The 25,853-nt window shown below is 63.8% G+C and carries 19 protein-coding genes and 2 pseudogenes; 16 read left to right on the top strand and 5 right to left on the bottom strand.

Going from position 1 to position 25,853, the window contains the following annotated elements; genetic code table 11:
• Positions 1–29: 29 nt before the first annotated feature.
• The 5 genes and pseudogenes from ACILR9_RS32025 to ACILR9_RS32045 all read left to right on the top strand — a co-directional run.
• A pseudogene (locus ACILR9_RS32025) lies at positions 30–143 on the top strand (hypothetical protein); the annotation flags it as partial.
• A 192-nt stretch (positions 144–335) separates the two neighbouring features.
• Positions 336–1,802, top strand: a complete 1,467-nt coding sequence (locus tag ACILR9_RS32030; protein ID WP_395714089.1) for a tetratricopeptide repeat protein — start codon at positions 336–338, stop codon at positions 1,800–1,802.
• Positions 1,803–2,064: 262 nt separating this feature from the next.
• Positions 2,065–2,314: pseudogene (locus ACILR9_RS32035) on the top strand (efflux transporter periplasmic adaptor subunit); the annotation flags it as partial.
• Between the two features lie 85 nt (positions 2,315–2,399).
• Positions 2,400–3,212 (top strand): hypothetical protein, encoded by an 813-nt coding sequence (locus tag ACILR9_RS32040; protein WP_395714046.1) that lies wholly within the window; start codon positions 2,400–2,402, stop codon positions 3,210–3,212.
• Entirely contained in the window at positions 3,155–4,717 is a 1,563-nt protein-coding gene (locus tag ACILR9_RS32045; protein WP_395714047.1) for a DUF2252 domain-containing protein, read from the top strand. Before ACILR9_RS32040 ends, ACILR9_RS32045 begins: the two co-directional genes overlap by 58 nt.
• 1,357 nt (positions 4,718–6,074) lie before the next feature.
• Here the strand turns inward: ACILR9_RS32045 and ACILR9_RS32050 are convergent.
• Positions 6,075–7,643: a winged helix-turn-helix domain-containing tetratricopeptide repeat protein gene (locus tag ACILR9_RS32050; RefSeq protein WP_395714048.1), complete on the bottom strand. Its 1,569-nt coding sequence runs from the start codon at positions 7,641–7,643 to the stop codon at positions 6,075–6,077.
• A gap of 269 nt (positions 7,644–7,912) precedes the next feature.
• On the opposite strand from ACILR9_RS32050, the gene ACILR9_RS32055 reads away from it, so the two are divergent.
• The 3 genes from ACILR9_RS32055 to ACILR9_RS32065 all read left to right on the top strand — a co-directional run bounded on the left by ACILR9_RS32055 (position 7,913) and on the right by ACILR9_RS32065 (position 10,403).
• Positions 7,913–8,734: an alpha/beta fold hydrolase gene (locus ACILR9_RS32055; RefSeq protein ID WP_395714049.1), complete on the top strand. Its 822-nt coding sequence runs from the start codon at positions 7,913–7,915 to the stop codon at positions 8,732–8,734.
• Between the two features lie 76 nt (positions 8,735–8,810).
• Entirely contained in the window at positions 8,811–9,761 is a 951-nt protein-coding gene (locus ACILR9_RS32060) for a dienelactone hydrolase family protein (protein ID WP_395714050.1), read from the top strand.
• Between the two features lie 129 nt (positions 9,762–9,890).
• Entirely contained in the window at positions 9,891–10,403 is a 513-nt protein-coding gene (locus ACILR9_RS32065) for a methyltransferase family protein (protein ID WP_395714051.1), read from the top strand.
• A 184-nt stretch (positions 10,404–10,587) separates the two neighbouring features.
• On the opposite strand, the gene ACILR9_RS32070 is transcribed toward ACILR9_RS32065, so the two are convergent.
• Positions 10,588–11,571 carry a ferritin family protein gene (locus tag ACILR9_RS32070; protein ID WP_395714052.1) on the bottom strand — a complete coding sequence of 328 codons (984 nt, stop codon included), beginning with the start codon at positions 11,569–11,571 and terminating at the stop codon, positions 10,588–10,590.
• Between the two features lie 104 nt (positions 11,572–11,675).
• On the opposite strand from ACILR9_RS32070, the gene ACILR9_RS32075 reads away from it, so the two are divergent.
• The 8 genes from ACILR9_RS32075 to ACILR9_RS32110 all read left to right on the top strand — a co-directional run bounded on the left by ACILR9_RS32075 (position 11,676) and on the right by ACILR9_RS32110 (position 20,897).
• Positions 11,676–13,847 carry a 4Fe-4S binding protein gene (locus ACILR9_RS32075; protein WP_395714053.1) on the top strand — a complete coding sequence of 724 codons (2,172 nt, stop codon included), beginning with the start codon at positions 11,676–11,678 and terminating at the stop codon, positions 13,845–13,847.
• Positions 13,848–13,863: 16 nt separating this feature from the next.
• Positions 13,864–15,801 (top strand): TAT-dependent nitrous-oxide reductase, encoded by a 1,938-nt coding sequence (nosZ, locus tag ACILR9_RS32080; protein WP_395714054.1) that lies wholly within the window; start codon positions 13,864–13,866, stop codon positions 15,799–15,801.
• Positions 15,802–15,817: 16 nt separating this feature from the next.
• On the top strand, positions 15,818–17,209 hold the full coding sequence (locus ACILR9_RS32085; RefSeq protein ID WP_395714055.1) for a nitrous oxide reductase family maturation protein NosD: 1,392 nt from the start codon (positions 15,818–15,820) through the stop codon (positions 17,207–17,209).
• Positions 17,206–18,126 (top strand): ABC transporter ATP-binding protein, encoded by a 921-nt coding sequence (locus ACILR9_RS32090; protein WP_395714056.1) that lies wholly within the window; start codon positions 17,206–17,208, stop codon positions 18,124–18,126. The genes ACILR9_RS32085 and ACILR9_RS32090 overlap by 4 nt, the downstream gene beginning before the upstream one ends.
• Positions 18,123–18,953, top strand: coding sequence for an ABC transporter permease subunit (locus ACILR9_RS32095; protein ID WP_395714057.1), 831 nt, complete (start codon positions 18,123–18,125; stop codon positions 18,951–18,953). Before ACILR9_RS32090 ends, ACILR9_RS32095 begins: the two co-directional genes overlap by 4 nt.
• Before the next feature lie 23 nt (positions 18,954–18,976).
• Entirely contained in the window at positions 18,977–19,486 is a 510-nt protein-coding gene (locus ACILR9_RS32100) for a nitrous oxide reductase accessory protein NosL (protein WP_395714090.1), read from the top strand.
• A gap of 8 nt (positions 19,487–19,494) precedes the next feature.
• Positions 19,495–20,448, top strand: a complete 954-nt coding sequence (locus tag ACILR9_RS32105) for an FAD:protein FMN transferase (protein WP_395714058.1) — start codon at positions 19,495–19,497, stop codon at positions 20,446–20,448.
• Positions 20,449–20,540: 92 nt separating this feature from the next.
• The gene (locus ACILR9_RS32110; RefSeq protein ID WP_395714059.1) at positions 20,541–20,897 is read left to right on the top strand and encodes a c-type cytochrome; all 357 of its coding nucleotides are present in this window, start codon (positions 20,541–20,543) and stop codon (positions 20,895–20,897) included.
• A 27-nt stretch (positions 20,898–20,924) separates the two neighbouring features.
• On the opposite strand, the gene ACILR9_RS32115 is transcribed toward ACILR9_RS32110, so the two are convergent.
• The 3 genes from ACILR9_RS32115 to ACILR9_RS32125 form a co-directional block, all read right to left on the bottom strand.
• Entirely contained in the window at positions 20,925–22,130 is a 1,206-nt protein-coding gene (locus ACILR9_RS32115) for an NnrS family protein (RefSeq protein ID WP_395714060.1), read from the bottom strand.
• 68 nt (positions 22,131–22,198) lie between these two features.
• A complete protein-coding gene (locus tag ACILR9_RS32120) occupies positions 22,199–24,895 on the bottom strand; it encodes a cation-translocating P-type ATPase (protein WP_395714061.1) in 2,697 nt (898 codons plus the stop codon).
• 443 nt (positions 24,896–25,338) lie between these two features.
• Complete coding sequence (locus tag ACILR9_RS32125) at positions 25,339–25,536, bottom strand: hypothetical protein (RefSeq protein WP_395714062.1); 198 nt, start codon at positions 25,534–25,536, stop codon at positions 25,339–25,341.
• Positions 25,537–25,853: the final 317 nt, after the last annotated feature.

Raw genomic sequence — 25,853 nt, forward strand, 5'->3', positions numbered from 1 at the left:
GCGACTGGCTACATTGGTCGGGCCGCGGGCTGAACGCCAACGGCCAGTGCATCGGCTGCCACACGACCGGCTTCGAGAAGCGCTTCGATCCGGTCACGGATACGTTTGCCTCGCGCTGGTCGGAGATCAACGTCAGCTGCCAGTCCTGCCATGGCCCGGGTGCGGCGCATATCGCCTGGGCACGGACGCGTTCGTCCGTGGACGGGCCGGGACCACGGTATGGGCTCACTGTGGACTTCGCCCGTCTTGGTCCACACGAAAAGGTCGACGTATGCGCCATGTGCCATTCCAGGCGCGCCGAGCTCACAGGCACGTTCGATGCCAGCCATCCATTCATGGACCAGTTCCGGCCGACGGACCTGACGCCCGGTCTCTACTATGCGGACGGCCAGCAGCAGGCCGAGGTCTTTGCTTACGGCTCGTTCCGCCAATCCAGGATGTACGCCTTGGGCGTCACCTGCATGGACTGCCATGACGCTCATTCCGGCAGGCTCAGGGCCGAGGGCAACGCGGTCTGCACGCAATGCCATTCGCCGCCCGGCGACCGGCGCTTTCCGTCGGCAGCCAGACTGTTCGATGATCCGTCGCACCATCACCATCGGCCCGGCAGCCCGGGTGCGGCCTGCGTCAACTGCCACATGCCGGCGACCAACTACATGGTCGTCCACAGCCGCCCGGATCACAGCCTGCGCCTGCCGCGGCCAGATCTGTCGGAGACTCTCGGTACGCCGAACGCCTGTACCGGCTGCCATGCCGACAAGCCGCCGCGCTGGGCGGCCGAGTTTGTCGAGAGCTGGTTCGCCCCTGATCGCGGGCGCGCGCCGTCGTTCGCCGAGGCGCTCGCCGCCGGGCGTGCCGGCAAGGTGGACGCGATTCCCGCCCTCGACCGCCTGGTCGACGACACCACCCTGCCGGCCATCGTGCGCGCCACCGCGCTCGATCAACTGCGCGCCTATGGCGGAGCGGCGGCGGACTCGGCGACAAAGGCACTGGCGGACCCCGATCCCGTCGTCCGTCGCGCGGCCGTCGCGGCGATGGAAGGCGCACGGGCAGGCACGCGACTGGCTCAGTTAAGCCCCGTATTGTCCGACCCAGCGAGGGCGGTGCGCATCGAAGCCGCTCGCATCCTGGCATCGGTTCCGGCAAACGATTTCGACCCGAAGACGCGATCGAGTTTCGAAGCCGCTCTCGCCGAGTATCTGGCCGCACAGCGTTCCTCGCTCGACATGCCGGGGTCCTGGCTCAACCTTGCGGTCGTGGCCGAAGCCCAAGGACATCCGGCTGAGGCCGAGCGGCATTATCTCGCCGCCTTGAAGCTGGATCCGAGTTTCACGCCAGCCCGACTGAACCTTGCGCGCCTCAACGCCGCGAGCGGCAAGGTTAAGGATGCCGAGACGGTCCTGCGTCAGGGCCTGGCGCGCGCGCCCGACCAGGGCGAGCTTCACTATTCACTGGGGCTGCTGCTCGCCGAGCAGGGCCGATTGGCAGAAGCCGCCACAGCGCTCGCCGAAGCCGCGCGCCTGCTGCCCGACCGCGCGCGCGTGCAATACAACTACGCGCTCGCGCTGCAGCAGTCGGGGCGCCGCCCGCAGGCCGAGACGGCGTTGCTGAAGGCACAGAGCCTCGCCCCCACCGACCGCTCGATCGTCTATGCCCTGGCGGTCTTCTACAGTCAGGACCGGCGCTGGCAGCTTGCCGTTTCCTGGGCCGAGAAGCTGGTCGCGCTCGATCCGGCCGATCCGCAAGCGCAGCGATTTCTTGCGCAACTACGTGCCAGCGCCGAAGGCGACAGGCGGCGGTAGCGCACGGGTGACTCAGCGCGCTACCTTCGATGATATCGCCAAGGAGGACTTTCGACATTGGAACGTCCTCGCAATCGCCTTCACTGTGGCGCTGATCGCGATCACTCCGGTCTTCGTCCCCACCCTCCGCTCGCCGATCGTGAGCGGCATTGGGGACTGCTGGGTCGACTCTGGGCACAGCCGGTGCCGGAAGATCCTCCTCCTGGTCGCCACACACGTGATCCGCGACGAACTCGAGGTTGTCGCAGACGAAGACGCGGGAGTCGTGGCGGTTCTGCAGGCGATCTCGAGCGGCCAGACCGAGGTTTCGGGCCGCGCCATCGCCCCGCCATCCCTGGAGCCCGCGCCCTTCGTGGTGCGTGAAGCTTGACGACGAGGCGCTGGCGAGCCGCCTGCCGGCGGATAGTATCGGCAGCGCGGCGATCTTCACCGACCGCGTGAAGGTGAGCCACGTCATCCGCAAGGTGCTGCTGCGGCAGATTGCGATCTTGAATTATGTCAACCCGCTCTAGTCAAGTGGAGCGGATGAAATTCTGGTTGAAGTACGCGATATGAGGCGGTCGGCCTGCGGCTGCGGGTAGTTGGAGCGGATACGGGATGGAATATCTCACGGAACTGGCCGAGTGGAGCGAGCTTTCATTCATGGCGTTGCTCCTCGTCGTCTTGTTCGTTGTGCACGAAGCGGGCGCGCGGATCGCTCGCCGCAGCCTTACCCGCGAGGAGAAGGCGCCGGAGGGCGTCAACGTTATTGTCGGCGGATTGCTGGGCCTTCTCGCCTTCGTTCTGGCACTTACCCTGTCGTACGCCAGTGCGCGCTTCAACGAGCGCCGGGCTGGCGCGCTTTCGGAAGCGAACGTCATCAGCACTGCGTGGACGAGAGCCGAAGCCATCGGGCATCGACGGGGCAAGGAGATTGCCCGCTTGTTGGAAGAATATGCCAGGGTGCGACAGGGGTTCGTCGAGGCTGGGCGCGACAAGGCGAAACTCGCCGAGTTCAACCGAACGACGCAAGCGTTGCAGTCCGAGATGACAGGGCATCTGGCGGCGATCGTGCAGGAACGGCCCGACACAGTTTCCACGTCACTGATGACCTCGTTGAACGAGACATTCGATGCAGCAACTACTGAGAGGTTCGCCTACGACAGAGGATTGCCCGCGCCGGTCTTTTGGCTGCTGATGTCCCTCAGTGTGCTGTCCGCCGCGGCTTTGGGCTACCAAGTGGGCTTCGTGCGACAGCGACCCCGTCTGCTGGTTGCGGTGCTCATGCTTGCCTGGACGAGCGTAACGATCGTCATTCTGGACCTGGCGTCTCCGCGTCTCGGCGCCCTTCGGACGAATTCGGACGCCTACGTATGGACGCTGCAGAGCTTCAAGAGCGGCGTGCAGATTCCGCCGGCACCCAACCGCTGATGATTACAGTCGGCTCTTGCTTTCGGGAGGAACCAATGATCTCCTCATTGTCGCGTCCACTGCTCGACCAATCGTTCGAGCGCATGATGGCCGATCACCGCGTCGGCGCCATGATTGACAATTTCGTGGCGGCCCGCCCCTCGGCGCGCGAGCGCCGCGCCCAGGGCAAGGTGCTGCGGGACAAGGTGCCGAGGGAAGCGCATGCGCATTTCGTGCCGAGTGCCGATCGTGCCGATCCGGTCGAGATCCTTGAGACCCAGAACCACACACGCGTGCAGAAGCTGGTGCCGGTGCGCTACGCCCGCATGCTGGCATCGCCGTTTGCCTTCCTGCGCGGGTCCGCGGCCGTCATGGCCGCCGACCTCGCGGCGCTGCCTACCACCGCGATGTACGTGAACGCCTGCGGCGACATGCACGTGTCGAATTTTGGCGTGTTCGGCTCGGCCGAGCGAGAGCTGATCTTTGCTATCAACGACTTCGACGAAGTGTTCCCGGCGCCCTGGGAGTGGGACCTCAAGCGGCTGGTGGCGAGTGCCGCCGTGGCCGTACGATTCATGGGCGGCGACAAGACGGCTGCAGCAGAGGCGGCTTCAGAGGCGGTTCGCTCGTATCGTCACCGCATGGCGGACTACGCCGAGATGGGCTACCTGCAAATCTGGTATGACCGAATCGACCAGCGTGCTGTTCTGGATGCCTTGTCGCCCAGGGTCAGGCGCGGGGCGCAGCGAATCATCGACAAAGCCCTCGCCAAGGGCCATCAGCGCGTCTTCGACAAGCTGACCGAGCAGGTGGACGGCGAGCACCGTATCGTCGAGGACGTGCCGCTGATCGTGCGCGAGACGCACACCAAGCAGGGTAGGCCGATCGCCGATGCCCTCGACCGGGTTCTCCGTTCATATGTCGGATCGCTGCCGTACGATCGGCAGCGGCTGCTGTCCCGGTACCGGATCGTCGACGTGGCACGCAAGGTCGTCGGCGTGGGCAGCGTCGGCACTGGATGCTGGGTCATCCTGCTGTTCGGCAAGGACGAAGACGATCCGCTGTTCCTTCAGGTCAAGGAGGCGCAGACGTCTGTTCTCGAGCCGCACTCGCGCTACAAGTTGCCGTTCGACAACCAGGGTCGCCGCGTCGTGGTCGGACAGCGCATGATCCAGGGCTCGCCCGACATCTTCCTGGGCTGGGGCGAAATCGATGGCCAGCACATCTATGTCCGCCAGCTGGCGGACATGAAGGGTGGCATCGAGTTCCTCAAGGGCAATCGCAAGGGGATCGCGGGCTTCAGGGAATACTGCGCGCTGTGCGGCTGGGCGCTGGCCTTGGCTCACGCCAAGTCAGGCGACGCCGCGATGATTTCGGGGTACTGCGGCAAGAGCGCGGTACTCGACGAAGCCATGGTGAAGTTCTCTCTTGCGTACGCCGACCAGACCGAGCGCGACCACGAGACGCTCGACAAGGCTCGAAGAATTGGGCGAATCCGCGTGGCTACCGAGCGGGTGATTAAGTAACTGAATTATGCGAACCATTCGACGTGGACATTAATGTTTGAGTTGATGACGTCTGGTTAGGGCGGCCAATCTCGGAGATCCACAGACGGTCACTGAACGTCCGGTCTGGCGCAATAGTCCTGGGGCAACTGGTACCTCGGAACGTGGATCTGTCGGCCAGTGGGAGCATCTCGAGCGACAAATACGGCGCTTATTCTGAGAAAGTTATTAACGAGGGTAGCGCGGCTAGCAAGGCTCGACTCCTAACGTTCTGTTCCGTAGATCATAAATTCTTTAACCATTTCAATGACTTAATATGGACTTCTGGCCACAAATTCAGAAGGTTTCGAGTATCATCTTGTTGAAACAGTGTGTCTTTGGCCGTTGTACTGCTGGCTAGAACGTCGCCCCGCATCCCTGACAGGCATAGTTCATTTTGCGCTCCTCCAAGGCCAGGCTCGGCTGGTCGACGGTGAGCTCCAGCAGCCACGCACGATCGGCGCCATCGACAACCGCGGCTGCCGCGAGCTACTGGCTGCTGCGAGGCAAAAGACATGGCTCCTTGTCGATTGCTCTTTATCGCGAAGTCCGCCTTTGGCCCATCGCGTCATTTCGCTACGCCGCGGAATTTGGTCGCTATCGGGGCATAGCGGACTCGGACAAGCCGTCCACCCGGCAGATTTATGGATTCACGATCTAGTCTCGCGCTTAGTCTCGCTATAATCTCAGGAATTAGAGGCCTAGCAGGAGACCCGTAGTTTCAATGACTTATATGCTGAAGACCTTCTGACATATCGATCAGAAGGTAGAGCTAAGTCTCTGATATTCCTATGGATTCTTTTAGCTACGGATCAGAAGGTTAGGAGTTCGAATCTCTTCGGGCGCGCCAATAATTTCAAGGACTTAGCGATAGAGCCCACCTTCTTAGTCTTGCTATAATCTCAGCCTTCCAGAGGCAAAACGGCTCATGTCGCTGAAGAAGGCGAAGCTCAAATCGAAGACGCTTTTGAGCAGGCTCGGCGGTGTCTCGGCGTTCGGTTTCGGAGTGAGCCTGAAGCTGCCCGAGGAGACCGCACCGTCGTGCGGGAGCTGTTGGTGTTCCTCGAAGACAGACGCGCTCTATTCGCCGCCGCGATATGGGAGCAGCCGCAACACGTCGTGCAGTCGGTTCAGCATATGAGGACGGAGCTGACGAACGCGCTCGAGCGGCTGGGAGAAAAGTCACCAGCGGCTGCGGCGTGCCGCTCCATGCGAGGTGCCTGTTGGGTCTTCTTGACCGAAGTAGGCACTATGAAACTGCGGGAGATGGACAGGGACTTCGTCGAGGGCTAGCGGACTCGCCGTGCTGCCTGCCGGCAAATGCGTTCAACCGACTAGCCTACTCGGGCATCCCGGCCCGGCGCAGGCCTTCGAAAAATCGGGTGGACATTTTTTTCGAAAGTCCGAGGCGCTCGCTTAGAATCTTGATCGTGCAGTCTGGATCGATGTCGCGATGCTGTCGCATCACGTCCTTCGCGTCCTCGATGTGGCCGGTCATTGCCAGGGCCGCCGCGAAAATGCGCAGCGCGAATGCAAAGCGAGGGTTCAATTGAACGGCCATGCGCGCGGATGCGACTGCCTCCTCGTCGCGGCCAAGCGTTAGCTGCGCGAGCGCGACCCCGCTCCAGCTGTCGTGAACCCAGATGTCGCGCGGGTGGAACCGTAATCCGCGCCGCAGGTGGCCGACGGCCAGTTCGGCCTTGCCCATATAAAGGTAAATGAAACCACTGGATCTCCAGACACGTGCGGAGTGAGGGTCGAGCGCGATCGCACGGTCGGCAAGCTGTCGGGCTTCGCGATAGTCGTGGGTGTACATCGCGGTCCACCGGGCGAGCGTCGCGAGCGACTCGGCATCGTGCGGGTCGAGCCGTACGGCCATGCGCGCGTATCGCAATGCTTCTGCTTGTGCGTGCTCCAGCGGCGACGACCATCCATAGTTGATGCGCACGGCCCATATGATGGCGGCAAAGGCCGCCGCGGAAACGAACGTCGGATCAAGAGCCAGCGCTCGTTCGAGCAGCCGCAACGCCTCGTCAGCCGCTTCAGCGGTCAGCACGTTGCGGCACGCGAGTGCACGCAGATAGAGATCGTAGGCATCGAGGCTCTCGGGCGGTTTGCGAACTGCCCGCGCGATCTCGGCTCCTTGCAGCTTGGGTACCAGCGCGCCGACCACGCGCGCGGTGATCTCGTCCTGCAGGGCAAAGACGTCGGCAAGACTGCCGTCGAATTGCTCCGCCCACAAATGAACGCCGGTTCCCGCCTGAATGAGCTGCGCGCTGATCCGCAGTCGCTCCCCCGCCTTGCGCACGCTCCCTTCGAGCACGTAGCGGGCCGAAAGCTCGCGCCCAATCTGTCTGATATCGGTCGCGCGCCCCTTGTACGCGAAAGAGGAATTGCGCGCGATCACCTGCAGTGACGGCACGCGCGTAAGCGCCGTGATGATGTCCTCGACCACGCCGTCCGCGAAATAATCCTGCGACGGATCGCCGCTCATGTTGTCGAACGGCAGCACGGCGATCGAGGGCTTGTCGAGGAGAGAGTGCCTCGCGTCCGTCGGCCCGGCGACGAAGCGGTAGCCCCGGCCCGGCACGGTCATGATGTAGCGCTGGCCGCCCTTGCCGTCTTCGAGCGCTTTGCGCAGGGCAGAGACCTGCGCCTGGATGGCGTTGTCTTCCACGATCGCGCCGGACCAGACCTTCGAGATCAACTCGTCCTTGGTGACCAGCGCGCCGGGGGAAGCCGCGAGCGCGCAAAGAATGTCGATTCCACGTGTGCCGAGGGCGACACTTGCACCGTCGCGATAGAGCATCCGTCCCCGCGCATCGAGCCGAAACGGACCAAACGCGACTTCCTGACTTTGATCCGAAGCAACCGTCATGGCGGCGATTTCAGCATATTTCAGGCCCACGCCAAGCACTTGTGGAGCGCGCGCAGGTATCTTGGGCGCCCTATCGGGCCCGCGTCAATCGCTTGCACGGTCTTCGGCAGGAGGGGGCGATCGATCATGAGGACGCTTTTTTGCGCTGCGTTGGGGGAGATGATCTGCCTTGGCGATGTCTATCCGATGAGCGGCGACTGGCACATCCCAACGAAGAAGATCGAAGGCAGGCGCAGGCCGTCATGATCACCCGCTCAGGTGGGCTGGCGGGTCAGAACCGGACTCTAAGGAGGACAGCCATGCTGACACGTAGAAATCTGCTCAGGAGCGCTACAGCTAGTGTTCCTGTTGCCGCGGCCGGGATAATACACTGGCCGACCGCATCATGGGCTCAGATTGGTTCGAAGACCTTCGTCCTGGCGCATGGCTCGTGGCACGGCGGGTGGTGCTGGAAGAAGGTCGCTGATCGACTCCGTGCAAAGGGGCACACCGTCTATACGCCGAGCTACACAGGCATGGGCGAGAGGGCGCACCTCCTGAGCAGGGACATCACCATCAACACCTTTTCGGAAGATCTAGTTCAGCTCATCCAGAGCGAGGAGCTCTCGAACGTCATTCTTGTCGGCCATAGCTTCGGCGGTGTTCCAATTTCCGGAGCGGCCGACCGCGTTCCTGAGAAGATCGCGCATCTCGTCTATCTCGATTCCGTTCTGGTCGAGAGCGGAAGGAGCGCGTTCTCCTATTATCCGCCGGCAGAGGCTGAGGGGCGCATCAAGGCAGCTGAGAAGGCAACTAACGGCGTAGCAGTCCCTGTGCCTCAGCAGCTGCCTGGTGTGTGGGGTCTGGGAAAGGAGGGTAACCCAGATTACGATTGGGTGCGTCGGCGGCTCTCTCCTCACCCACTGCAGACCTATACGACGGCGCTCACTCTTAAAGGGCCTGTCGGTAATAACCTGCCGCGAACCTACATACACTCTACCCAGCCATCCCACCCCGTGCTTGAGGACTCGCGCAAGCTCGTGCGGTCATGGTCGGGATGGAGGTGGGTCGATCTCGAGGCGCCTCACGATTCGATGATCACTCACCCTGACGCGGTTGTTGAGCTGCTCTTGGGAACGTGAGGGCCTCTACTGCGAGGGCAAAGAAGTAACCTTGCTTCTCGGCAGCATTAGGAGAGGATCACCAAGGGAGGGTGACATGAGGGTACTTCTTTGCATGCTCGGCGTGATGCTTTTCACGACGACTGCGGAAGCGCAGCTCGAGCGGCAAGAACTGCATTCGTTTCAGTCGGCAGATACGCCGGCAGCGGACTTTCTCGCGGGAAAAAAGGGGGCGCCCGTCACGCTCGCTGGCTATCTACGCGTTCCGAAAGCGAGCGGCAAACACCCGACAGTCTTGCTGTTGCACGGCGCCCTCGGCGTTGGTGGCTACAACGGCTCGGTGTCCGAGTGGTCACGCGTCTTCAATGAGGCCGGTTACGCGGCCTTCATCGTCGATAGCTGGTCCGGCCGCGGATTGCAGAACATCGCCGCGGACATCTCGAGAGTAAGCGCGATGTCCCGCATGTACGACTTGGTCGGGGCACTCGACGTTCTCGCAAAGAACCCTCTGATCGACCCCTCAAAAATCGCAGTCATGGGCTTGTCGCACGGGGGCCATGCGGCGCTGTGCTCGAGCCTGCAGCGATTTGGGAAACTTTTCAGTTCCCATGTGCGTTTTGCCGCGCACGTATCACTGTACACAGGCTGCAATATTACCTTCCAAGGGGATGAAGCCGTTACCAAACCAGTGCTGATGCTGCACGGTGCGGCCGACGATTGGGTGCTTGCGGCTCCATGCCGTGAGTATGCATCTCGTCTCACGAAGGCAGGCAAGAACGTCCGCTACATCGAGTATCCGGATGCGCATCACAACTTCGACTCGCCCGATGTGGCGCAGGTAGTAAAAGTCGCCCAAGGTCTCACTCCTCGCAAATGCCGTCTCGCCGAGAGCGACGGTGGCGTTGTCATTAATGTGGAAACGAAACAGCCGTTCGGTCCTTCCGATCCGTGTCTCGAGCGTGGCGTGACGATCCACTACAACGAAGCCGCGATGAAGAAGGCACACGGCGACGTCCTCGCGTTCCTGGAGAGCGTGTTCGGACAGTAATGCGTCAAGCCGCCGTTTGGGCAGAAATCGTCAAGGAAGTCGGCGTGCAGGCGATTGAATAGATACATGACTGATCACGGTCGCGAGAAGCCGAAATGACGGCAGCCGGCAGGTGCGGGAGCAATCATCATGCAACGAAGGTCCGCAATCCTTGGGTCGGTGCTCTTTTTCTTCATCGCGCCGACGATGATTGCCGGTCTTGTCCCCTGGTGGATTTCGCGCTGGCAGGTGCTGCAGGCATCCTTCTTCGGTCTCGCGTCGGTTCGTGCCGCGGGAGTGGCCTTGATCGCAATCGGCATCCCGGTGCTGCTGGAGTCGTTTGCCCGCTTTGCGCTACAGGGCCAAGGCACGCCGGCGCCGGTGGCGCCGACCCGTCACCTGGTCGTCACGGGGTCCTATCGCTACGTCCGCAATCCGATCTACCTTGCGGTCACCGCGATTATTCTGGGCCAAGGTCTGTTGTTCGGAAACGTCACGCTCCTGGTCTATGGCGCGCTCCTCGCGCTGGGCTTCCACATCTTCGTGTTGGCCTATGAGGAGCCGACGCTGCGGCAGACCTTCGGGACGCAGTTTGAAGCATATACCGCCAACGTTCCCCGTTGGGTGCCGCGGCTACAGCCCTGGGCGCCGGATGCATCATAGTCAGACGACCGATTTTGTGTCGCCCGCTCACCTGCAGGCACGCTACTACGTCACCAGCAGCGGCGGGTCGGTGATGACGTATCTCAACCATCCGCGGTTGAAGTCAGCTTTTGGCTGATCTCAATCCCTGTTCCACAGAAAGAACGAAACCGGGCTATTTGCCTTACATTCAAGCACGGGGATCTCAAGGTAGTCGCTTCATCAACTGCCGCAACCCGCCGAGCCGATCGATCGCCCGTGCCGCCAGGGATTGCGTCGCTAGGGCGGTGTGCTCGTCCCGGGTCGCCTCGGCGATCCCGATATAGTCGTCGACCAGGCGTTCGGCCGAAGCGATTGCGTCGAGCTCGTCGATCGGCAGCCGCGGCGTCTGCGCCAAGGGCTCCAGCTCGCGCGCCATCGCTTCTGCTTCACCGGCCATGGCTTCAGCCCGGGTTCGGTCGCCGGCCGGCATGCGCGAGGCCAAGTCGCGCAGCTGCAGGCTCAGCCGCCGCTCGAGGACCAGCGCCTCGGCCAACCGGTCAGACAGCCCCTGTGCCGCGTCGGGAGGATGTCGCCGGCGTTGATCGTGGTACGCGTGGCGACGCGCACGCCGCAGCAGAGAGACGTGATGCAACTCCTCGAGGGCCATCCGTTCGGCAGCCGCACGGATATCCGATGACGGCGCCTCGGCGGCGACATAGCTCCAGAAGCTGAAGGCGCGTTCTTCGTTGCGCACCGCCATCGACAGGATGCGATAGGCAGTCGTCGTACGCGCGACGGCGAGCTCGCCCGCCGTTGCGTCTTCGAGGATCTCCGGCGGCGCCCAGCGAAGGTCGGCGGGATCCGGCGGCTTTCCTTTGGTCCTCTTCGCCCAGTCGACGACGAACGCTTCGTGGTGGCGCTCGTCCTGGGCGAGCCGTTCGAAGAGGCTGGCCAGCTCGGGCAGGCCTTCGAGCCGCGCATGTGCAGCCAACGCAACGTAACGCGTACTGGCCTCGTGCTCCAGGGCCTGCGCGATGGCGAAGAGCTCTTCGAGCGATTGCACCGTACCGCCCGGCGGCACTTTCAGCAGTGACACGTCAACCTCTACCGAGGCCAGTACCGTAGCGCAGGACGCCAAGCGAAGTCCATTTCCTGCAACCGTTGACTGTTGCAATCGTTCCAAGATATCGAGGTAGGACACAGTCATCGAAGGGGGAACTTGTGCCGCCTGTAGGAGACAGACCGACGCGTCGTCTGTTGGCCTGCCGGATAGGGGCCTTCGTTGCACTTGTCTTTTTCCTGATTGTCAGCATGGTTTCGGCTGAGGCGGTTGCTGCGGGGCGCCTGCAGGAATTTCTCGACAAGGCGCAGCCCTCGGAACTCGTGCCGGGGGCAGATCGCTTCTCCGCGCCGGAGGGCGATCCGCCCCTCGTGCGCGCCTACAAGGGCAGCGAGCTCTTGGGTTACGTCTACCTCAACGCCGACTTTGCCAATGCCGTGGGCTATTCCGGCAAGCCCGTGCATGTCCTGGTCGGCATCGACGCCAAAGGCATCGTGAAGGGCTTCAAGCTCGTCGAGCACCACGAGCCGATCGTGCTGGTCGGCATTCCCGAGCGACGGGTTATCGAGGCGGTGAACAGCCTGATCGGGCAGGACATCACGCCCGTGGCGTCGGGTACACAGCGGCCGCCGCAGACCGACATCGTGAGTGGCGCCACCGTCACCGTGCTGGTCATCGGCGACAGCATCGTGCGTTCGGCGGTGCGGTTGATCCGCAGCGGACGCCTGGGCGGCAGCTTGCCTTCGGCGGATGCAGCCAGGCCGGCCGCGCAGAGAACCGTGGACATGGATCAGGGCGATGTGAGGTCCTGGCAAGACCTGGTCGGCGACGGCTCGATCCGCCGCCTTCAGCTCAGCGTGGGCGACGTCAACGAGGCCTTCGCCAAGGCAGGCAATGCCGCCGCCGCGCAGAACGCTGAATCGACCAGTCTCGACGACGCCTTCATCGATCTCTACGCCGCGCCGGTTTCGGTGCCGGCCATCGGCCGCAGCCTCCTCGGCGAAGAAGGGTATCTCCAGCTGCGAGAGCGCCTGAAGCCGCATCAGCAGGCGATCGTCGTGGCGGCCAATGGCCTCTACTCCTTCAAGGGCTCGGGCTACGTGCGCGGCGGCATCTTCGACCGCATCGAACTCTTGCAGGAAGGCGCCAGCACCCGCTTTCGCGACCGCAACCACACCCGGTTGGGATCGCTGGCCGCGGACGGCTCGCCCGAGTTCCGGGAGATCGCGCTGTTCGTGACACCCGACGACTTCACGCTCGATCTGGCACAGCCCTGGCAGCTGCAGCTCCTCGTGCAGCGCGCAATCGGTGCGCGGGACAAGGCATTCCTGGCCTTCGAGCTTTCCTACACCCTGCCCGACCGGTATTTCCGTCGCGATCAGGTGGCGCCAGCCGCGCCGCCGGCGGCTGGCCCGTCCGCTGCGGATTCGTTGCCCGACACGATGGACGCACCGCTCTGGGTGCGCATGTGGGAGGACAATGCCGTGTCGATCGGCATCACGACGGCAGCGATGGCGGTCCTGACCGCCATCTTCTTCTTCCAGAGCTACCTGGTACGCCGGCCTGTGCTCTACACCTGGGTAAGGCGCGGCTATCTGGCGTTCACCCTGGTCTGGCTGGGTTGGTACGCCAATGCCCAGCTCTCCGTGGTCAACGTCCTGACCTTCACAAGCGCGCTGATCACCGGGTTTCGCTGGGAGTTCTTCCTCGCCGCGCCGCTGATCTTCATCCTGTGGGCGGCGGTGGCGGGCGGCCTCTTGTTCTGGGGACGGGGCCCGTTCTGCGGCTGGCTTTGCCCGTTCGGAGCGCTGCAGGAATTGCTCAACAACCTCGCACAATGGCTCAAGGTGCCGCAGTACCGGCTGCCCTGGGGCTTGCACGAGCGGCTATGGCCCATAAAGTACATTGTCTTCCTCGGCTTGTTCGGACTCTCGCTGTATTCCCTGTCGATGGCCGAACGGTTCGCCGAGGTCGAACCGTTCAAAACGGCGATCGTGCTCAAGTTCTGGCGGAACTGGCCGTACGTCGTCTACGCGGTGGCCTTGCTGGGTGCTGGCTTGTTCGTCGAACGCTTCTTCTGCCGCTATCTCTGCCCGCTGGGCGCGGCACTTGCCATACCCGGCCGAATCCGCATGTTCGAATGGCTCAAGCGCTGGCCCGAATGTGGCTCGCCCTGTCAGCGCTGCGCCAAGGAATGTCCGGTGCAATCGATCCATCCGGAGGGTCATATCAATGTCAACGAGTGCATCTACTGCATGCACTGCCAGGAGCTTTACCACGACCCCAATCGCTGCCTGCACAACGTGCAGCGGCGACTGAAGCGCGAGAAGCGTCGCGCCCTGCGCGCGCCCTTTGCCGATGCCCCCGAGCAGGAAGCAGCCCGGTCGACCGTCGCCGCTACCACGACTTCAACCCGCCCGTGACCACAAGGAGCAACCCATGACCAGCGACAACAATGGCGGCAAATCCCGTCGTCGCGACATCCTCGCAGCCAGCGCCGCGGCCGGCGCCCTCGGCGCCGCCGGCGGCTTGGGCATAGCCAAGGGCCTGAACATCAGTCAGGCCCAGGCGCAGACTCGGCCGCCGCAGCAACAGGGCCGTCCCGGTGCGCAAAGGTACGAGGTCAAGCCGGGCGAGCTCGACGAGTACTACGTGTTCTTCTCGAGTGGCCAGACCGGCGAGCTGCGTATCATGGGCCTGCCCTCGATGCGCGAGCTGATGCGTGTGCCGGTGTTCAACCGCGATAGCGCCACCGGCTGGGGCCAGACCAACGAGAGCCTGAAGGTGCTGACCGAGGGGTTGACGCCGGAGGCGCGCGAGTTCCTGAAGGACCAGGGCGGCATCTATACCAACGGCGACCTGCACCATCCGCACCCGTCCTTCACCAATGGCACCTACGACGGGCGCTACCTGTTCGCCAACGACAAGTCGAACAGCCGCGTCTGCCGCATCCGCCTCGACATCATGAAATGCGACAAGATTATCCAGCTGCCCAACCAGGCGACGGTGCACGGCCTGCGCGTGCAGAAATTTCCCAAGACCGGCTACGTATTCTGCAACGGCGAGGACCGCGTGCCGGTGCCCAACGACGGCAAGATCCTCGACGATCCCAAGAAATATGTCGGCATGTTCACCGCGGTCGACGGTGAGACCATGAAGGTCGCTTGGCAGATCCAGGTCGACGGCAATCTCGACAACGTCGATTCGGACTACCAGGGCAAGTATGCCTGGTCGACCTGCTACAACTCCGAGGAAGGCGTAACGCTCGCCGAGATGATGGCCAAGGAGCAGGACTGGGTCGTCATCTTCAACCTCAAGCGTATCGAGGACGCGGTCAAGAAGGGCGATTTCCAGACGATCGGCGGCATTCCGGTATTGAATGGACGGCACGGCTCACCCTTTACACGCTACGTCCCGGTGCCCAACAGCCCGCACGGCATCAACACTGCGCCCGATGGCATCCACTTCGTCGCCAACGGCAAGCTCTCGCCCACCTGCACGGTATTCGATGCGCGCAAGCTCGATGACCTGTTCGACGACAAGATCCAGCCGCGCGACGTCGTCGTCGCCGAACCCGAGCTCGGGCTCGGCCCGCTGCACACCGCCTACGACGGCAAGGGGAACGCCTTCACGACGCTGTTCCTCGACAGCCAAGTCGTGAAGTGGAATATCGACAAGGCCAAGCGCGCCTACAAGGGTGAGAAGGTCGACCCGATCATCCAGAAGCTCGACGTCCACTACCAGCCCGGCCACAACCACAGCTCGATGGGCCAGACCAAGGAGGCTGACGGCAAATGGCTGCTGTCGCTCAACAAATTCTCCAAGGACCGCTTCCTCAATGTCGGTCCGCTCAAGCCTGAGAACGACCAGCTCATCGACATCTCGGGTGACAAGATGGTGCTGGTCCACGACAGCCCGAGCTTTGCCGAGCCGCACGACGCCACGATCGTGCATCGCTCCAAGATCAAGCCGCTCTCCATCTGGAAGCGCGACGACCCGTTCTTCGCCGACGCCGTCAAGCAGGCACAGGCCGACGGGATCAAGCTGGAGACGGATTCCAAGGTGATCCGCGACGGCACCAAGGTGCGCGTCTACATGACGTCCGCCGCGCCCGCGTACGGGCTGGAGAAGTTCGAGGTCAAGCAGGATGACGAGGTCACGGTCTTCGTCACCAACGTCGACGACGTGGAAGACCTTACCCACGGCTTTTGCATCGTGAACTACGGCATCAACATGGAGATCGGACCGCAGCAGACCTCCTCGGTGACCTTCAAGGCGTCACGCCCGGGTGTCTACTGGTATTACTGCACGTGGTTCTGCCACGCCATGCACATGGAGATGCAGGGCCGCATGCTGGTCGAGCCCAAGAGCGCATGAAGCCGAGCGTCTGACGATGGAGCGGCGCCTGTGCTGGGCATGGCTGGGGACGGCGGTGCTTGCCGTCGGCCTTGCCGTGCCCGGACATGCCGAGCGCGTCGTTGTCTCGGTCGATCAGCCGCTGCAGACCGTGGTCGACGCGCTCTCCGACGGCGATACCGTGGTTCTGAAGGAGGGAGAGCATCGCGGCCCGCTCGAAATCAGGCGCAGGATCATCGTCGAGGGTGAGCCCGGCGCGCTCATCGTCGGTCCAGGGCAAGGCAGCGTCGTCGTCATCGAGGCGGCCGGCGCCGTCGTGCGTGGCCTCACCATCCGTGGCTCGGGCCGCGACCTGGAGAAGCTCGACTCCGGCGTTTTCATCGAGAAGTCGGCGACCGGCGCGGTCGTCGAAGGCAACCGTGTCGAAGGCAATCTTTACGGCGTGTATATCCACGGCGCCGCCGATGCCATCGTGCGTCGCAATGAGATCGTCGGTATCGCCCAGGGACGCATGAACGACGCCGGCAACGGCGTGTCGGTCTGGGATGCGCCCGGCGCCAAGGTGCTGGAGAACGATTTCCGCTTCGGCCGCGACGGCATATTCTCGATCGCCAGCCGCAAGAACGTGTTCAGCGGCAACCGCTTCCGCGACCTGCGCTTCGCGGTGCATTACATGTACACCAACGACGGCGAGGTCACCGGCAACGTCTCGATCGGCAATGCCGTGGGCTATGCCGTGATGTACTCCCATCGCCTGCTGGTTCGCGGCAATCTGTCCGACGGCGACCGCGACCGCGGCTTCCTGTTCAACTTCGCCAATGGTTCGCTGATCACCGGCAACGTCGTGCTGGGACGGCTTCAGCCTGCGGAGCGATGGACCCGAGTCGGCATGCACAACCGGGAGATGCGCGAGCACGGGCTGGTCGACGACCGGCAGCCGGGTGGGACCCTCCAGGCCGGGGCGCGCATCGGGCCGGAGAAGTGCGTTTTCATCTACAACACCAACCACAACCGGTTTCGCGACAACTGGTTCGAGGGGTGTGAGATCGGCATCCACTTTACCGCCGGATCCGAAGGCAACCAGATCGTCGGCAACGCCTTCGTGCGCAATCGCAACCAGGTGAAGTATGTCGGCACGCGCTATCTCGACTGGTCCGTGGAGGGGCGCGGCAACTACTGGAGCGACAACGCCGCGTTCGACCTGAACGGCGACGGCATCGCCGACACCGCCTACCGGCCGAACGACCTGATCGACAAGGTCCTGTGGACGGCGCCGCAGGCCAAGGTGCTGGCGAACAGTCCCGCGGTTCAGGTGATCCGCTGGTCGCAGGCGCAGTTTCCTGCGCTGCTGCCGGGCGGCGTCGTGGACAGCCATCCCCTGATCGCACCGCCGGCGCGGCCGACGATCGGCCAGGGAGCCAGGCAGTGACCGCCACGGTCGACCTGAGCGGCGTCATCAAGCGTTACGGCGGAATCGAAGCGGTGCGCGACGTGTCGTTCGACTTGCCGGCCGGCGAGACGGTGGCCCTGGTCGGGCACAACGGCGCCGGCAAGACGACCTTGCTCAAACTGATGCTGGGATTGATCCGGCCCACCGCCGGCTCGGTGCGGGTATTGGGCGACAATCCGGCGCAAGGCGAGTTTGGCGGTCGCCGGCGACTCGGCTACTTGCCGGAGAATGTTGCCTTCAACCCGGCACTGACGGGCCGCGAGATTCTTTCCTTCTATGCTCGCCTGAAAGGCGAGCCGGCTGCCAAGGCGTTGCCGTTGCTCGATCGCGTGGGTCTGGCGGAGGCCGCAAGTCGCCGGGTCGGCACCTACTCGAAGGGCATGCGCCAGCGGCTGGGGCTGGCCCAGGCGCTGATCGGCGAACCGCTGTTGCTGCTGCTCGACGAGCCGACGACGGGCCTCGATCCGGCGCTGCGGCTGAGCTTCTACGAGATCATCCAGCAGCTGCGCGATCGAGGCGCCACCGTCGTGCTCTCCTCGCATGCTCTCACCGAGCTCGAGGAACGCGCCGGCCGCGTGATCATCATGAATCGCGGCATCATGGTCGCCAATGGGACGATCGAGGAGCTGCGGCGTGTCGCCGAGCTGCCGACCCGCATCAGGCTCACCGTGGCGGAAGGAGGGGCGAGGGCGGCGCACGCGTGGATGGGGCAAGGCGAGAGTGGTCGCGATCTCGGGACGCGCGTCGTCGAGTTCGAGGCCTATCAGGGGCGCAAGCTCGCCCTGCTGCGGCGAGCCACGGAGCAAGGCGCGCCCGTGCAGGACGTCGACATCGTCCCGCCCAGCCTCGACGAGCTGTATGCCCATTTCCTCCGACGGCAGGAGGCGGCGGAATGAGGAACGTGCTGCTGATCGCCGGCAAGGAGATCCAGGAAGGGCTGCGCAACCGCTGGGTGCTCGCCACGACGCTGTTGCTGGCCGCCCTTGCCTTGACGCTGACGTTCCTCGGCAGCGCACCAACGGGCACGGTGGGTGTCGGGGCCCTCGATGTCGTGGTCGTCAGCCTGTCCAGCCTGACGATCTTCCTGGTGCCCCTTATCGCGCTCCTCATTTCGCACGATGCCATCGTGGGCGACATCGAGCGCGGCACGATGCTGCTGCTGCTGAGCTACCCGGTCGGCCGCCGGCACGTGCTGCTGGGCAAGTTCCTCGGCCATCTGGCCATTCTCGCTTTTGCGACAGTGCTGGGCTACGGCGCGGCGGCTGTCGCCCTCGCAAGCACCGGTGTCGAGGTCGACGGCACGAGCTGGGCTGCGTTTGCCGCCATGATCGGCTCCTCGATCCTGCTGGGCGCCGCTTTCGTCGCCATCGGCTATCTGGCAAGCGCGCTCGTCCAGCAGCGTGGCCTGGCGGCGGGAATCGCCATCGGCGTCTGGCTCCTGATGGTGCTGATCTACGACATGGCGCTGCTCGGATTGCTGGTCGTGGATCAGGGCCGGACCATCACCGCGGAGACGCTGAACGCCCTGTTGCTGCTCAATCCCACCGACATTTATCGCATGTTCAACCTGGCAGGCTCTGCCAACGTGAGCGCCTTCTCAGGCATGGCCGGTCTCGCCAACACCGTCACGCTGGCCCCAGCCTATCTCCTTGCGGCACTGGTGGCCTGGACGGCGGTGCCGCTCACGCTGGCTGCCCTTGCCTTCTCACGGAGGGAGCTGTGAGAGCGATCCTCCTTGCGCTTGTGATGGTTGTAGCCGGCACGGTGGCGGGTTGCCGCAAGGAGACGGCCCAGAATGCGCCGGCGCCCTTCGCTCTGACGGAAGGCGCGATTGGTCACTATTGCGGAATGAATCTGACGGAGCATGCCGGACCGAAGGGACAGATCATCTTGTCGAGCCGCCAGGAGCCGGTCTGGTTCTCCTCGGCACGGGATACGATCTCCTTCACCATGCTGCCGGACGAGCCCAAGGACATCCGCGCCATCTATGTTTCCGACATGGCGAAGGCGGCGAGCTGGCAAGACCCGGGAGCGACCAACTGGGTCGACGCCCGCAAGGCGCTGTTCGTGATCGAAAGCCGGTTGAAAGGCGGCATGGGTGCGGCCGAGGCCGTACCCTTCTCCGGCCAAGCCGAGGCGGAGCGCTTCGTGGCGGAGAACGGCGGTCGGATTGTCGCTTTCGACCAGATTCCACGCGACTACATCCTGGCGCCGGCGGAGCCCGACCCTTCCGGCCACCCGCAACATCGCCATTGAGGTTCGCCATGGTGCGACTTTTCACCCGCCGGCGCGCCATCGCCATTTCCGCTGCCGCTGCCGGCCTCGAGCTGTTGCCGCTGCGTGGGCCCGTGGCCGCGCATGATCGCCTGACGTCCTGGCGCGGCGTCGTGCTGGGCGCCCCGGCATCCCTGCAGATCCATCATGGCGATCCGGCCGTCGCGAGACGGCTGATCGAATTGGCGGTCAGCGAGGCCCGGCGCCTGGAGGGGATTTTCAGCCTCTATCGGCCCGACTCGGCGCTTGTCGACCTCAATCGCCGCGGCGCTTTGGCGGCGCCACCCGGCGAGCTGGTCGACCTGCTGCAGCTCTGTCAGAGGCATCACGCGCTGACGAAGGGTGTCTTCGATCCGACGGTGCAGGTGTTGTGGCAGCTCTATTCCGACCATTTCGCCAACGCCGGGGCCGGGGAGGGCGGACCCCCACAGCGCGTCATCGATGCCGCCTTGCAGCGGGTGGGCTTCGGCAAGGTCTCGGTCAGCCGGGACCGGATCGTGTTCGTGCACCGTGGCATGGCCTTGACCTTGAACGGCATCGCCCAGGGCTACATCACCGATCAGGTCGTCGCGCTGCTGCGCGATCATGGCATCGAGCACAGCCTCGTCGACATGGGTGAAATACGTGCCATCGGCGATCGGCCGGATGCCACTCCCTGGAAGATCGGGATCACCGGCTCCGACGACAGCATCACCCTCGTCGACCAGGCAGTGGCGACTTCGGCGGGGGGCGGTTACCGTTTCGACGCCCTCGGCCGCTTCAATCACCTTTTCGATCCCTCGACGGGGCGGTCACCGCCTCCCGACCGAAGCGTCACCGTCGTGATGCCCACGGCAACCGACGCCGACGCGCTGTCGACGGCGTTCAGCCTGGTGTCCGAGCCTCAGGTACGCGACATCATGCGGGAACTTTCGGTGGGCGAGGTTCGTTTCATCCCGATGTGAATCTCCCGAGGGAGAGGTCGATCCGAATGAATCCGCCATCAAGGGAAGATGTCATGCGCTTGAGCCCGTTGATTGTCGCTGCCCTCATCGTCATGCCCTCGATCGCCCAAGCCCAGGACGTGGCCGCCGGCGAAAAGGTTTTTGCGCAATGCAAGACCTGCCATCAGATCGGCGAGGGGGCGAAGAACGCCGTCGGACCCGTCCTCAACGGTGTCATTGGCCGCAAGGCGGGCACGATCGAAGGCTTCAAATATTCCGAGGCCAACAAGAACTCGGGGATCAGCTGGGACGAAGCCACCTTCGCCGACTACATCAAGAATCCCAAGGCCAAGATACCCGGCACAAAGATGATCTACCCCGGGCTGAAGGACGAGCAGAAGATCAAGGACCTCACGGCATACCTCAAGCAGTTCGACGGGCAGGGCCATCAGGTATCGCAAGCCAAATAGCCCCGAGTGTTGAGGGCGGTGGGCGCCCTAGACTGTCGGGCGGCGTTTCGAAGGCGACGGCCGCTTGGGCCGGCACAGCAGCGGCGCGTACAGGAGGGAAAACCCCAAGAAGGCGATGGCCCACGCAAAAGCCGCAAGGTGAAGCAGTATCCCACCGGCCTCCGGCAGCAGGGCAGCCGCGATGCGCGTGATCGCCGCGACGGCGGCCATGGCATAGATGGCCTGGAGCGATGGCGCGGCTGTCAGCGCCCGCCCGGCATGGCCGAGACTCGCGCGGCTCATGACGGCCAGCGTCATGAGGCCGATGGCGCCCGTTGTCCAGGCATGGATGCCCGCGCTCGGCGGGGCGAGCCCGAGGGCAGCGAATGCGCTCAGTGCGAAGCCGATCGCCACAAAGGCGAACCCGACATGAAGGATGAGGACGAGGCGATCGGCGATGGTGCGTTCTCCGGCCCAACGAGCAAGCCGCAGCGCGTTGACGACGGCACCGGTGACGAGAGCAATCGCGGTCAGCAGCCCTTCGGGCTCGAGCGCCCAGAATACAAGGGCCAGCGCGCTCACCACCATGAATCCCGCATCGAGGCGGTCGAATGGTGCCGGTAGGCGGCCGGCCTCACGGCGCATCAGCCAGTTGCGGGTGAAGCTCGGCACGATGCGCCCACCCACGGCCATGATCAGGAAGATGACCAGGCCGATTCCGAACCGTGTCGAATAGATGGCGCCACCCGTGAAATGTGCCTCGAGGTGAAAGGCAATATTGGCGATCGCAAGGAACGCGATCACTCCCACGACCTTCAGGTTGCGCCAATTCTTGCCGACCACGATTTCGCGCGAGAGGGCTCCAGCCATGAGAACAAGAAACGCAACGTCCACCACGGCGGCGCTGAGCCAGCCGATCTTTGCCGACAAATCAACCGCGACGCGGCCGGAGAGCCACGTTGCGACCAGCACGACAAGCGGCAAACCCTGCAACGGCAGGCGGCCGGTCCAGTTGGGAATCGCCGTCAGCAGAAAACCCGCGATGACGGCTGCCACGTAGCCGAACAGCATCTCGTGCGCGTGCCAATCGCGTGGGGCAAAGGCGGTGCCAAGCGACAATTCGCCATAGTACATCGGCAGCCACGCAAGGACCTCCAGCCCGGCATAGGTCGAGCCAAGCAGGAAGAACGGCCGGAAGCCGTAGGAGAACAAGGCGGGGCCACTATAGGGCTTCAGGCGCGGGATCTGAGGCATGTGGTTCGCGTTTCGAGCATCCTAAAGGAATGAAAGGCCAGCGATGCGGTCGATCTGGAAGGTGCGCCTCATCCGCCGATGGCCCGCGGATACTTCGTCCCTTCAAGACCGCTGGCGAAGGATTGCACCACCGGGCCGACGAGCATTGGAACGAGGCTCATGGCAAGAATAATGCCCCACATCCCGAGATCCGGCGCCACGAGGTGAAGCATGTGAGCTGGACCTGGTACATGAGCGGCCGTCAACAGCAGGCCGACGCACGCCGCCAGCGCCATCCATATCCAGCGATTGCGCGTGATTTCATTGCGAAGCAGACCCGACGTCGGATGACGCATGTTGAAGACATGCCAAAGCTGGGCAAGGGCGAGGGTCAGGAACGTGACGGTCACCGTCGAACGCTCATCCAGCTCCAGCCAGAGATAAGCGAGGGCAAGCGCGCCGAATGTCGACACGGTGAGCGCGATGCCATGGAAGACGATCGCGAGCCACTGCTCGCGACCGAGGATCGGCTCTTCGGGATTGCGCGGCGGGCGTTTCAGAATACCCCGCTCGCCCTCGCCCATGGCCAGGGCGAAGGCGGGAAAAACGTCCGTGACAAGGTTCAGGAACAGGATTTGCAGGGGCAGAAGCGGAAGGGGTAGTCCGAAAAGGACCGCAAGGCCGACGACCGACACCTCGCTCAAGTTGCAGGACAGCAGATAGGTTCCGAACCGGCGGATGTTGCCGAAGATGACGCGGCCCTCGCGAATCGCCACGACGATGCTCGGGAAGGCATCGTCGAGCAGGATCATTGCGGCTGCCTCGCGGGCGACGTCGGTGCCTCGCCGTCCCATCGCGACGCCGATATCGGCCTGCCGCAACGCCGGTGCATCGTTGACGCCATCGCCTGTCACGGCAACGATGTCGCCGGCGCCCTGATAGGCGCGCACGAGCTCGAGCTTCTCGGCCGGGCTGACGCGCGCGAATATCTCGGTCTTCAGCAGGTCTGCCCGGTCTTGGCCGGCGAGGTCAGAAAGCTCGCGACCTTCGACGATTCGCGGCGCAGCGCTGCCCAGTCCCACGGCGCGGGCGATGCTGCGGGCCGTGACGGCATGATCGCCGGTGATCATGACAACCCTTATTCCCGACTCGTGGCAGGCCCGGATGGCAGCCGGCACGTCGGCACGCGGTGGGTCGTCGAGGCCGATCAGGCCCAGGAACGTCAGGGGCTCGTAGGGCTGGCCATCCGATGTCGGCTCGGTGTGCGTCGCGATCGCAAGCACTCGCAGTCCATCCGCGCCAAGCTTGCCGACCCGTGCGAGCCATTCCGCTCGTGCCGCCTCATCCAGGATCGCGTCACCGTCCTTTCCGGCGATGCGTTCCGCGTTTCTGAGCACGGCTTCGGGCGCTCCCTTGACCGCAAAGAAGTAGGCGCCGTCGCGGCGATGAACCGTCGCCATCATCTTCGTGGCCGTGTCGAAGGCGTGTTCGATGACCTCCGGGCTCTTTTCCAGGAGATCGGTTCGCTCGAGCCCAGCGAGGCTGCCGGCCCGCAAGAGCGCCAGCTCCATGGGGTCACCGGTGTCCTCGTCGGAGACGCGGCCGAGCGTGGCGTTGTTGCAGAGCACTGCGACCTCGAGAAGCTGCTCGAGCTGCCGGCTCCGCCGCCGATGCTCAGCGCCTGCCTCGTGCAACTCCTCGAACCCCCCTGTCCCGACCATGATCTTCCCCGACGGAAGCCACAGTTTGCGGACCGTCATGCGGTTTTCCGTCAGCGTTCCCGTCTTGTCGGTCAGGATCACGGTCGTGGCACCCAGCGTCTCGACTGCCGACAGACGCTCGACCAGCGCATTCTTCCGGGCCATGCGCCACATGCCGCGGGCGAGCGCCAGCGTCGACACGATCGGCAGTCCTTCTGGAATCGCCGCGATCGCCAACGCAATCGCGGCCTCGATCATGAGGAAGGTGTCCTTGCCTTGAGCCAGCCCGACGCCTCCCACCAGCGCGGTCAGGATCAGCGTCACCCAGACCAGCTGGGCAGACAGCCGCACCAGCTTCTTCTCCAACGGTGTCGATTCGGGCACGGCTTCTTCGACAAGCCGCGAGATGCGGCCGAGCTCGGTGTCCATGCCGGTTCCGACAACGACGCCGATCCCGCTCCCACGGGTGATGTTCGTGCCCTTGAAGAGCATCGAGGCGCGATCCGAGACGCGCGCCTCGACGTCGACTGGCGCGATGGCCTTGGCCACACCCGTCGACTCGCCCGTAAGCGTGGACTCGTCGATCTGCAGGTGTGATGCCTCGACCAGCCGCAGGTCGGCCGTGATGACGTCGCCAGCGTCGAGCAGGACGATGTCTCCCGGAACCAGGCGCTCGGCGGGAACAAGGCGCGTGCGCCCGTCCCTGCATATCCGGGCCGAACGGGTCCCGAGCATCCGAAGGGCTTCAAGGGAGCGAACAGCCTTGAATTCGGTCACGAAACCGACAAGGGAATTGAGTGCCAGTACACCGACGATGGCGGCGCCTTCCTCCCATTCTCCGAAGAAGAATGCCAACCCGGCGGCCATGGCCAGCAAGGCGACGACGAGGCTCTGGAACTGATGAACGAGGATGGCAAATGCGCCGGCTCTTTGCCGCACGCCGATCGTGTTCGGCCCGTAGCGCCGTAACCGCCGGCCCGCCTCCTCTTCTGAAAGCCCGGTGACGACCGAAACGTCGAGAGCGGTCAGCACGTCGCCGGCAGTCCGGCCGTGCGGGGAGTCAACCAGACCCTTGGCGCCAATCATGAGAAGATATAGTGGCCTTGCCAAACATCATCTGCAGAGTACACGACAACAAGCGCGCTGAGCACGTCGAAGGGCGCCGATTGCGGTCACCAGCTCGCCAGCATGCCGCATCGTCCGCACAGCACAAGTCGACCAAGATGGACTCGATGCAAATCAATCGCTCGAGATCGGCCCGTCGTCGCCGGTCAGGAAGGCGTTGCCTTGCAGATTGGCCAACGCAGGCGTGTTCGACCCCGGCCCGGTGTCGGTGCTGGTGTTGTCCACGAGCGTCGCCCCGCCGGACAGATAGCCGCTGATGCCGATGCTCTGCGCGCCTGAACTTGAGAACGTGTTGCCGTCGGCGACGATCTGGATGCCGTCGCTTTCCCGGCCATTGCCTTCGATCGTGAAATTGGACAGCGTCAGGTAGCGGAGGTCGGCGCCCGGATCGACGACGAGCTTGATCAGCGGTGCGCCGTTGGTGACCTGGGAGACGAAGGTGGCGTCCCCCCGTCGATGCCGAGCGCGCCCTGCATGGTGGCGGTCACGTGAATGGCGATCGGCGAGGAGATCGTGTAAGTCTGGCCTGTCAGGTGGGCGACGTAGCCCCCGTGGATGGCCGCATTCGGCGCTGTTGCCAAATCGGTCGTCGTGGCTGCCATGACTACGCTACCCCAAAAGAACTACCCGTGCCGCATCGGCTCCTCGACGTCCTCTCGCGGACGTCGGCTGCAGCTCCGATGTCATTCTGGCGAGCACGTACGACCGGGCTCCCGGTACGCGCAGATATGCATCCTCAGATTCTTGGTCTTGTAGCGTCTGCCACGCTACAACATCTGCCCGAGGTGGGGCCTGCGATCATCCTGTGACCCCGTAAGTGTCGGGAGTGCCCGCACCGATCAGAGAAGCGCGCCGGTGCTTGATGTTTTGTGATATTGCCTACGGCGAGGCCCACTCCTTTCTTCTTCCCAGAGCGCCG

This window comes from Reyranella sp., assembly GCF_044224635.1.
Classification (GTDB): Bacteria; Pseudomonadota; Alphaproteobacteria; order Reyranellales; family Reyranellaceae; genus Reyranella.

What these genes read in the sequence shown, in the direction of transcription:
- ACILR9_RS32030 (WP_395714089.1), top strand. Translation starts at nt 336, where the DNA reads ATGGACCAGTTCCGGCCGACGGACCTGACGCCCGGTCTCTACTATGCG.
- ACILR9_RS32120 (WP_395714061.1), bottom strand. Translation starts at nt 24,895, where the DNA reads ATGATTGGCGCCAAGGGTCTGGTTGACTCCCCGCACGGCCGGACTGCC.
- ACILR9_RS32105 (WP_395714058.1), top strand. Translation starts at nt 19,495, where the DNA reads ATGGTGCGACTTTTCACCCGCCGGCGCGCCATCGCCATTTCCGCTGCC.
- ACILR9_RS32055 (WP_395714049.1), top strand. Translation starts at nt 7,913, where the DNA reads ATGCTGACACGTAGAAATCTGCTCAGGAGCGCTACAGCTAGTGTTCCT.
- ACILR9_RS32100 (WP_395714090.1), top strand. Translation starts at nt 18,977, where the DNA reads ATGGTTGTAGCCGGCACGGTGGCGGGTTGCCGCAAGGAGACGGCCCAG.
- nosZ (WP_395714054.1), top strand. Translation starts at nt 13,864, where the DNA reads ATGACCAGCGACAACAATGGCGGCAAATCCCGTCGTCGCGACATCCTC.
- ACILR9_RS32110 (WP_395714059.1), top strand. Translation starts at nt 20,541, where the DNA reads ATGCCCTCGATCGCCCAAGCCCAGGACGTGGCCGCCGGCGAAAAGGTT.
- ACILR9_RS32070 (WP_395714052.1), bottom strand. Translation starts at nt 11,571, where the DNA reads ATGACTGTGTCCTACCTCGATATCTTGGAACGATTGCAACAGTCAACG.
- ACILR9_RS32095 (WP_395714057.1), top strand. Translation starts at nt 18,123, where the DNA reads ATGAGGAACGTGCTGCTGATCGCCGGCAAGGAGATCCAGGAAGGGCTG.
- ACILR9_RS32045 (WP_395714047.1), top strand. Translation starts at nt 3,155, where the DNA reads ATGGACGCTGCAGAGCTTCAAGAGCGGCGTGCAGATTCCGCCGGCACC.
- ACILR9_RS32125 (WP_395714062.1), bottom strand. Translation starts at nt 25,536, where the DNA reads ATGGCAGCCACGACGACCGATTTGGCAACAGCGCCGAATGCGGCCATC.
- ACILR9_RS32065 (WP_395714051.1), top strand. Translation starts at nt 9,891, where the DNA reads ATGCAACGAAGGTCCGCAATCCTTGGGTCGGTGCTCTTTTTCTTCATC.
- ACILR9_RS32115 (WP_395714060.1), bottom strand. Translation starts at nt 22,130, where the DNA reads ATGCCTCAGATCCCGCGCCTGAAGCCCTATAGTGGCCCCGCCTTGTTC.
- ACILR9_RS32060 (WP_395714050.1), top strand. Translation starts at nt 8,811, where the DNA reads ATGAGGGTACTTCTTTGCATGCTCGGCGTGATGCTTTTCACGACGACT.
- ACILR9_RS32075 (WP_395714053.1), top strand. Translation starts at nt 11,676, where the DNA reads ATGGTTTCGGCTGAGGCGGTTGCTGCGGGGCGCCTGCAGGAATTTCTC.
- ACILR9_RS32085 (WP_395714055.1), top strand. Translation starts at nt 15,818, where the DNA reads ATGGAGCGGCGCCTGTGCTGGGCATGGCTGGGGACGGCGGTGCTTGCC.
- ACILR9_RS32040 (WP_395714046.1), top strand. Translation starts at nt 2,400, where the DNA reads ATGGAATATCTCACGGAACTGGCCGAGTGGAGCGAGCTTTCATTCATG.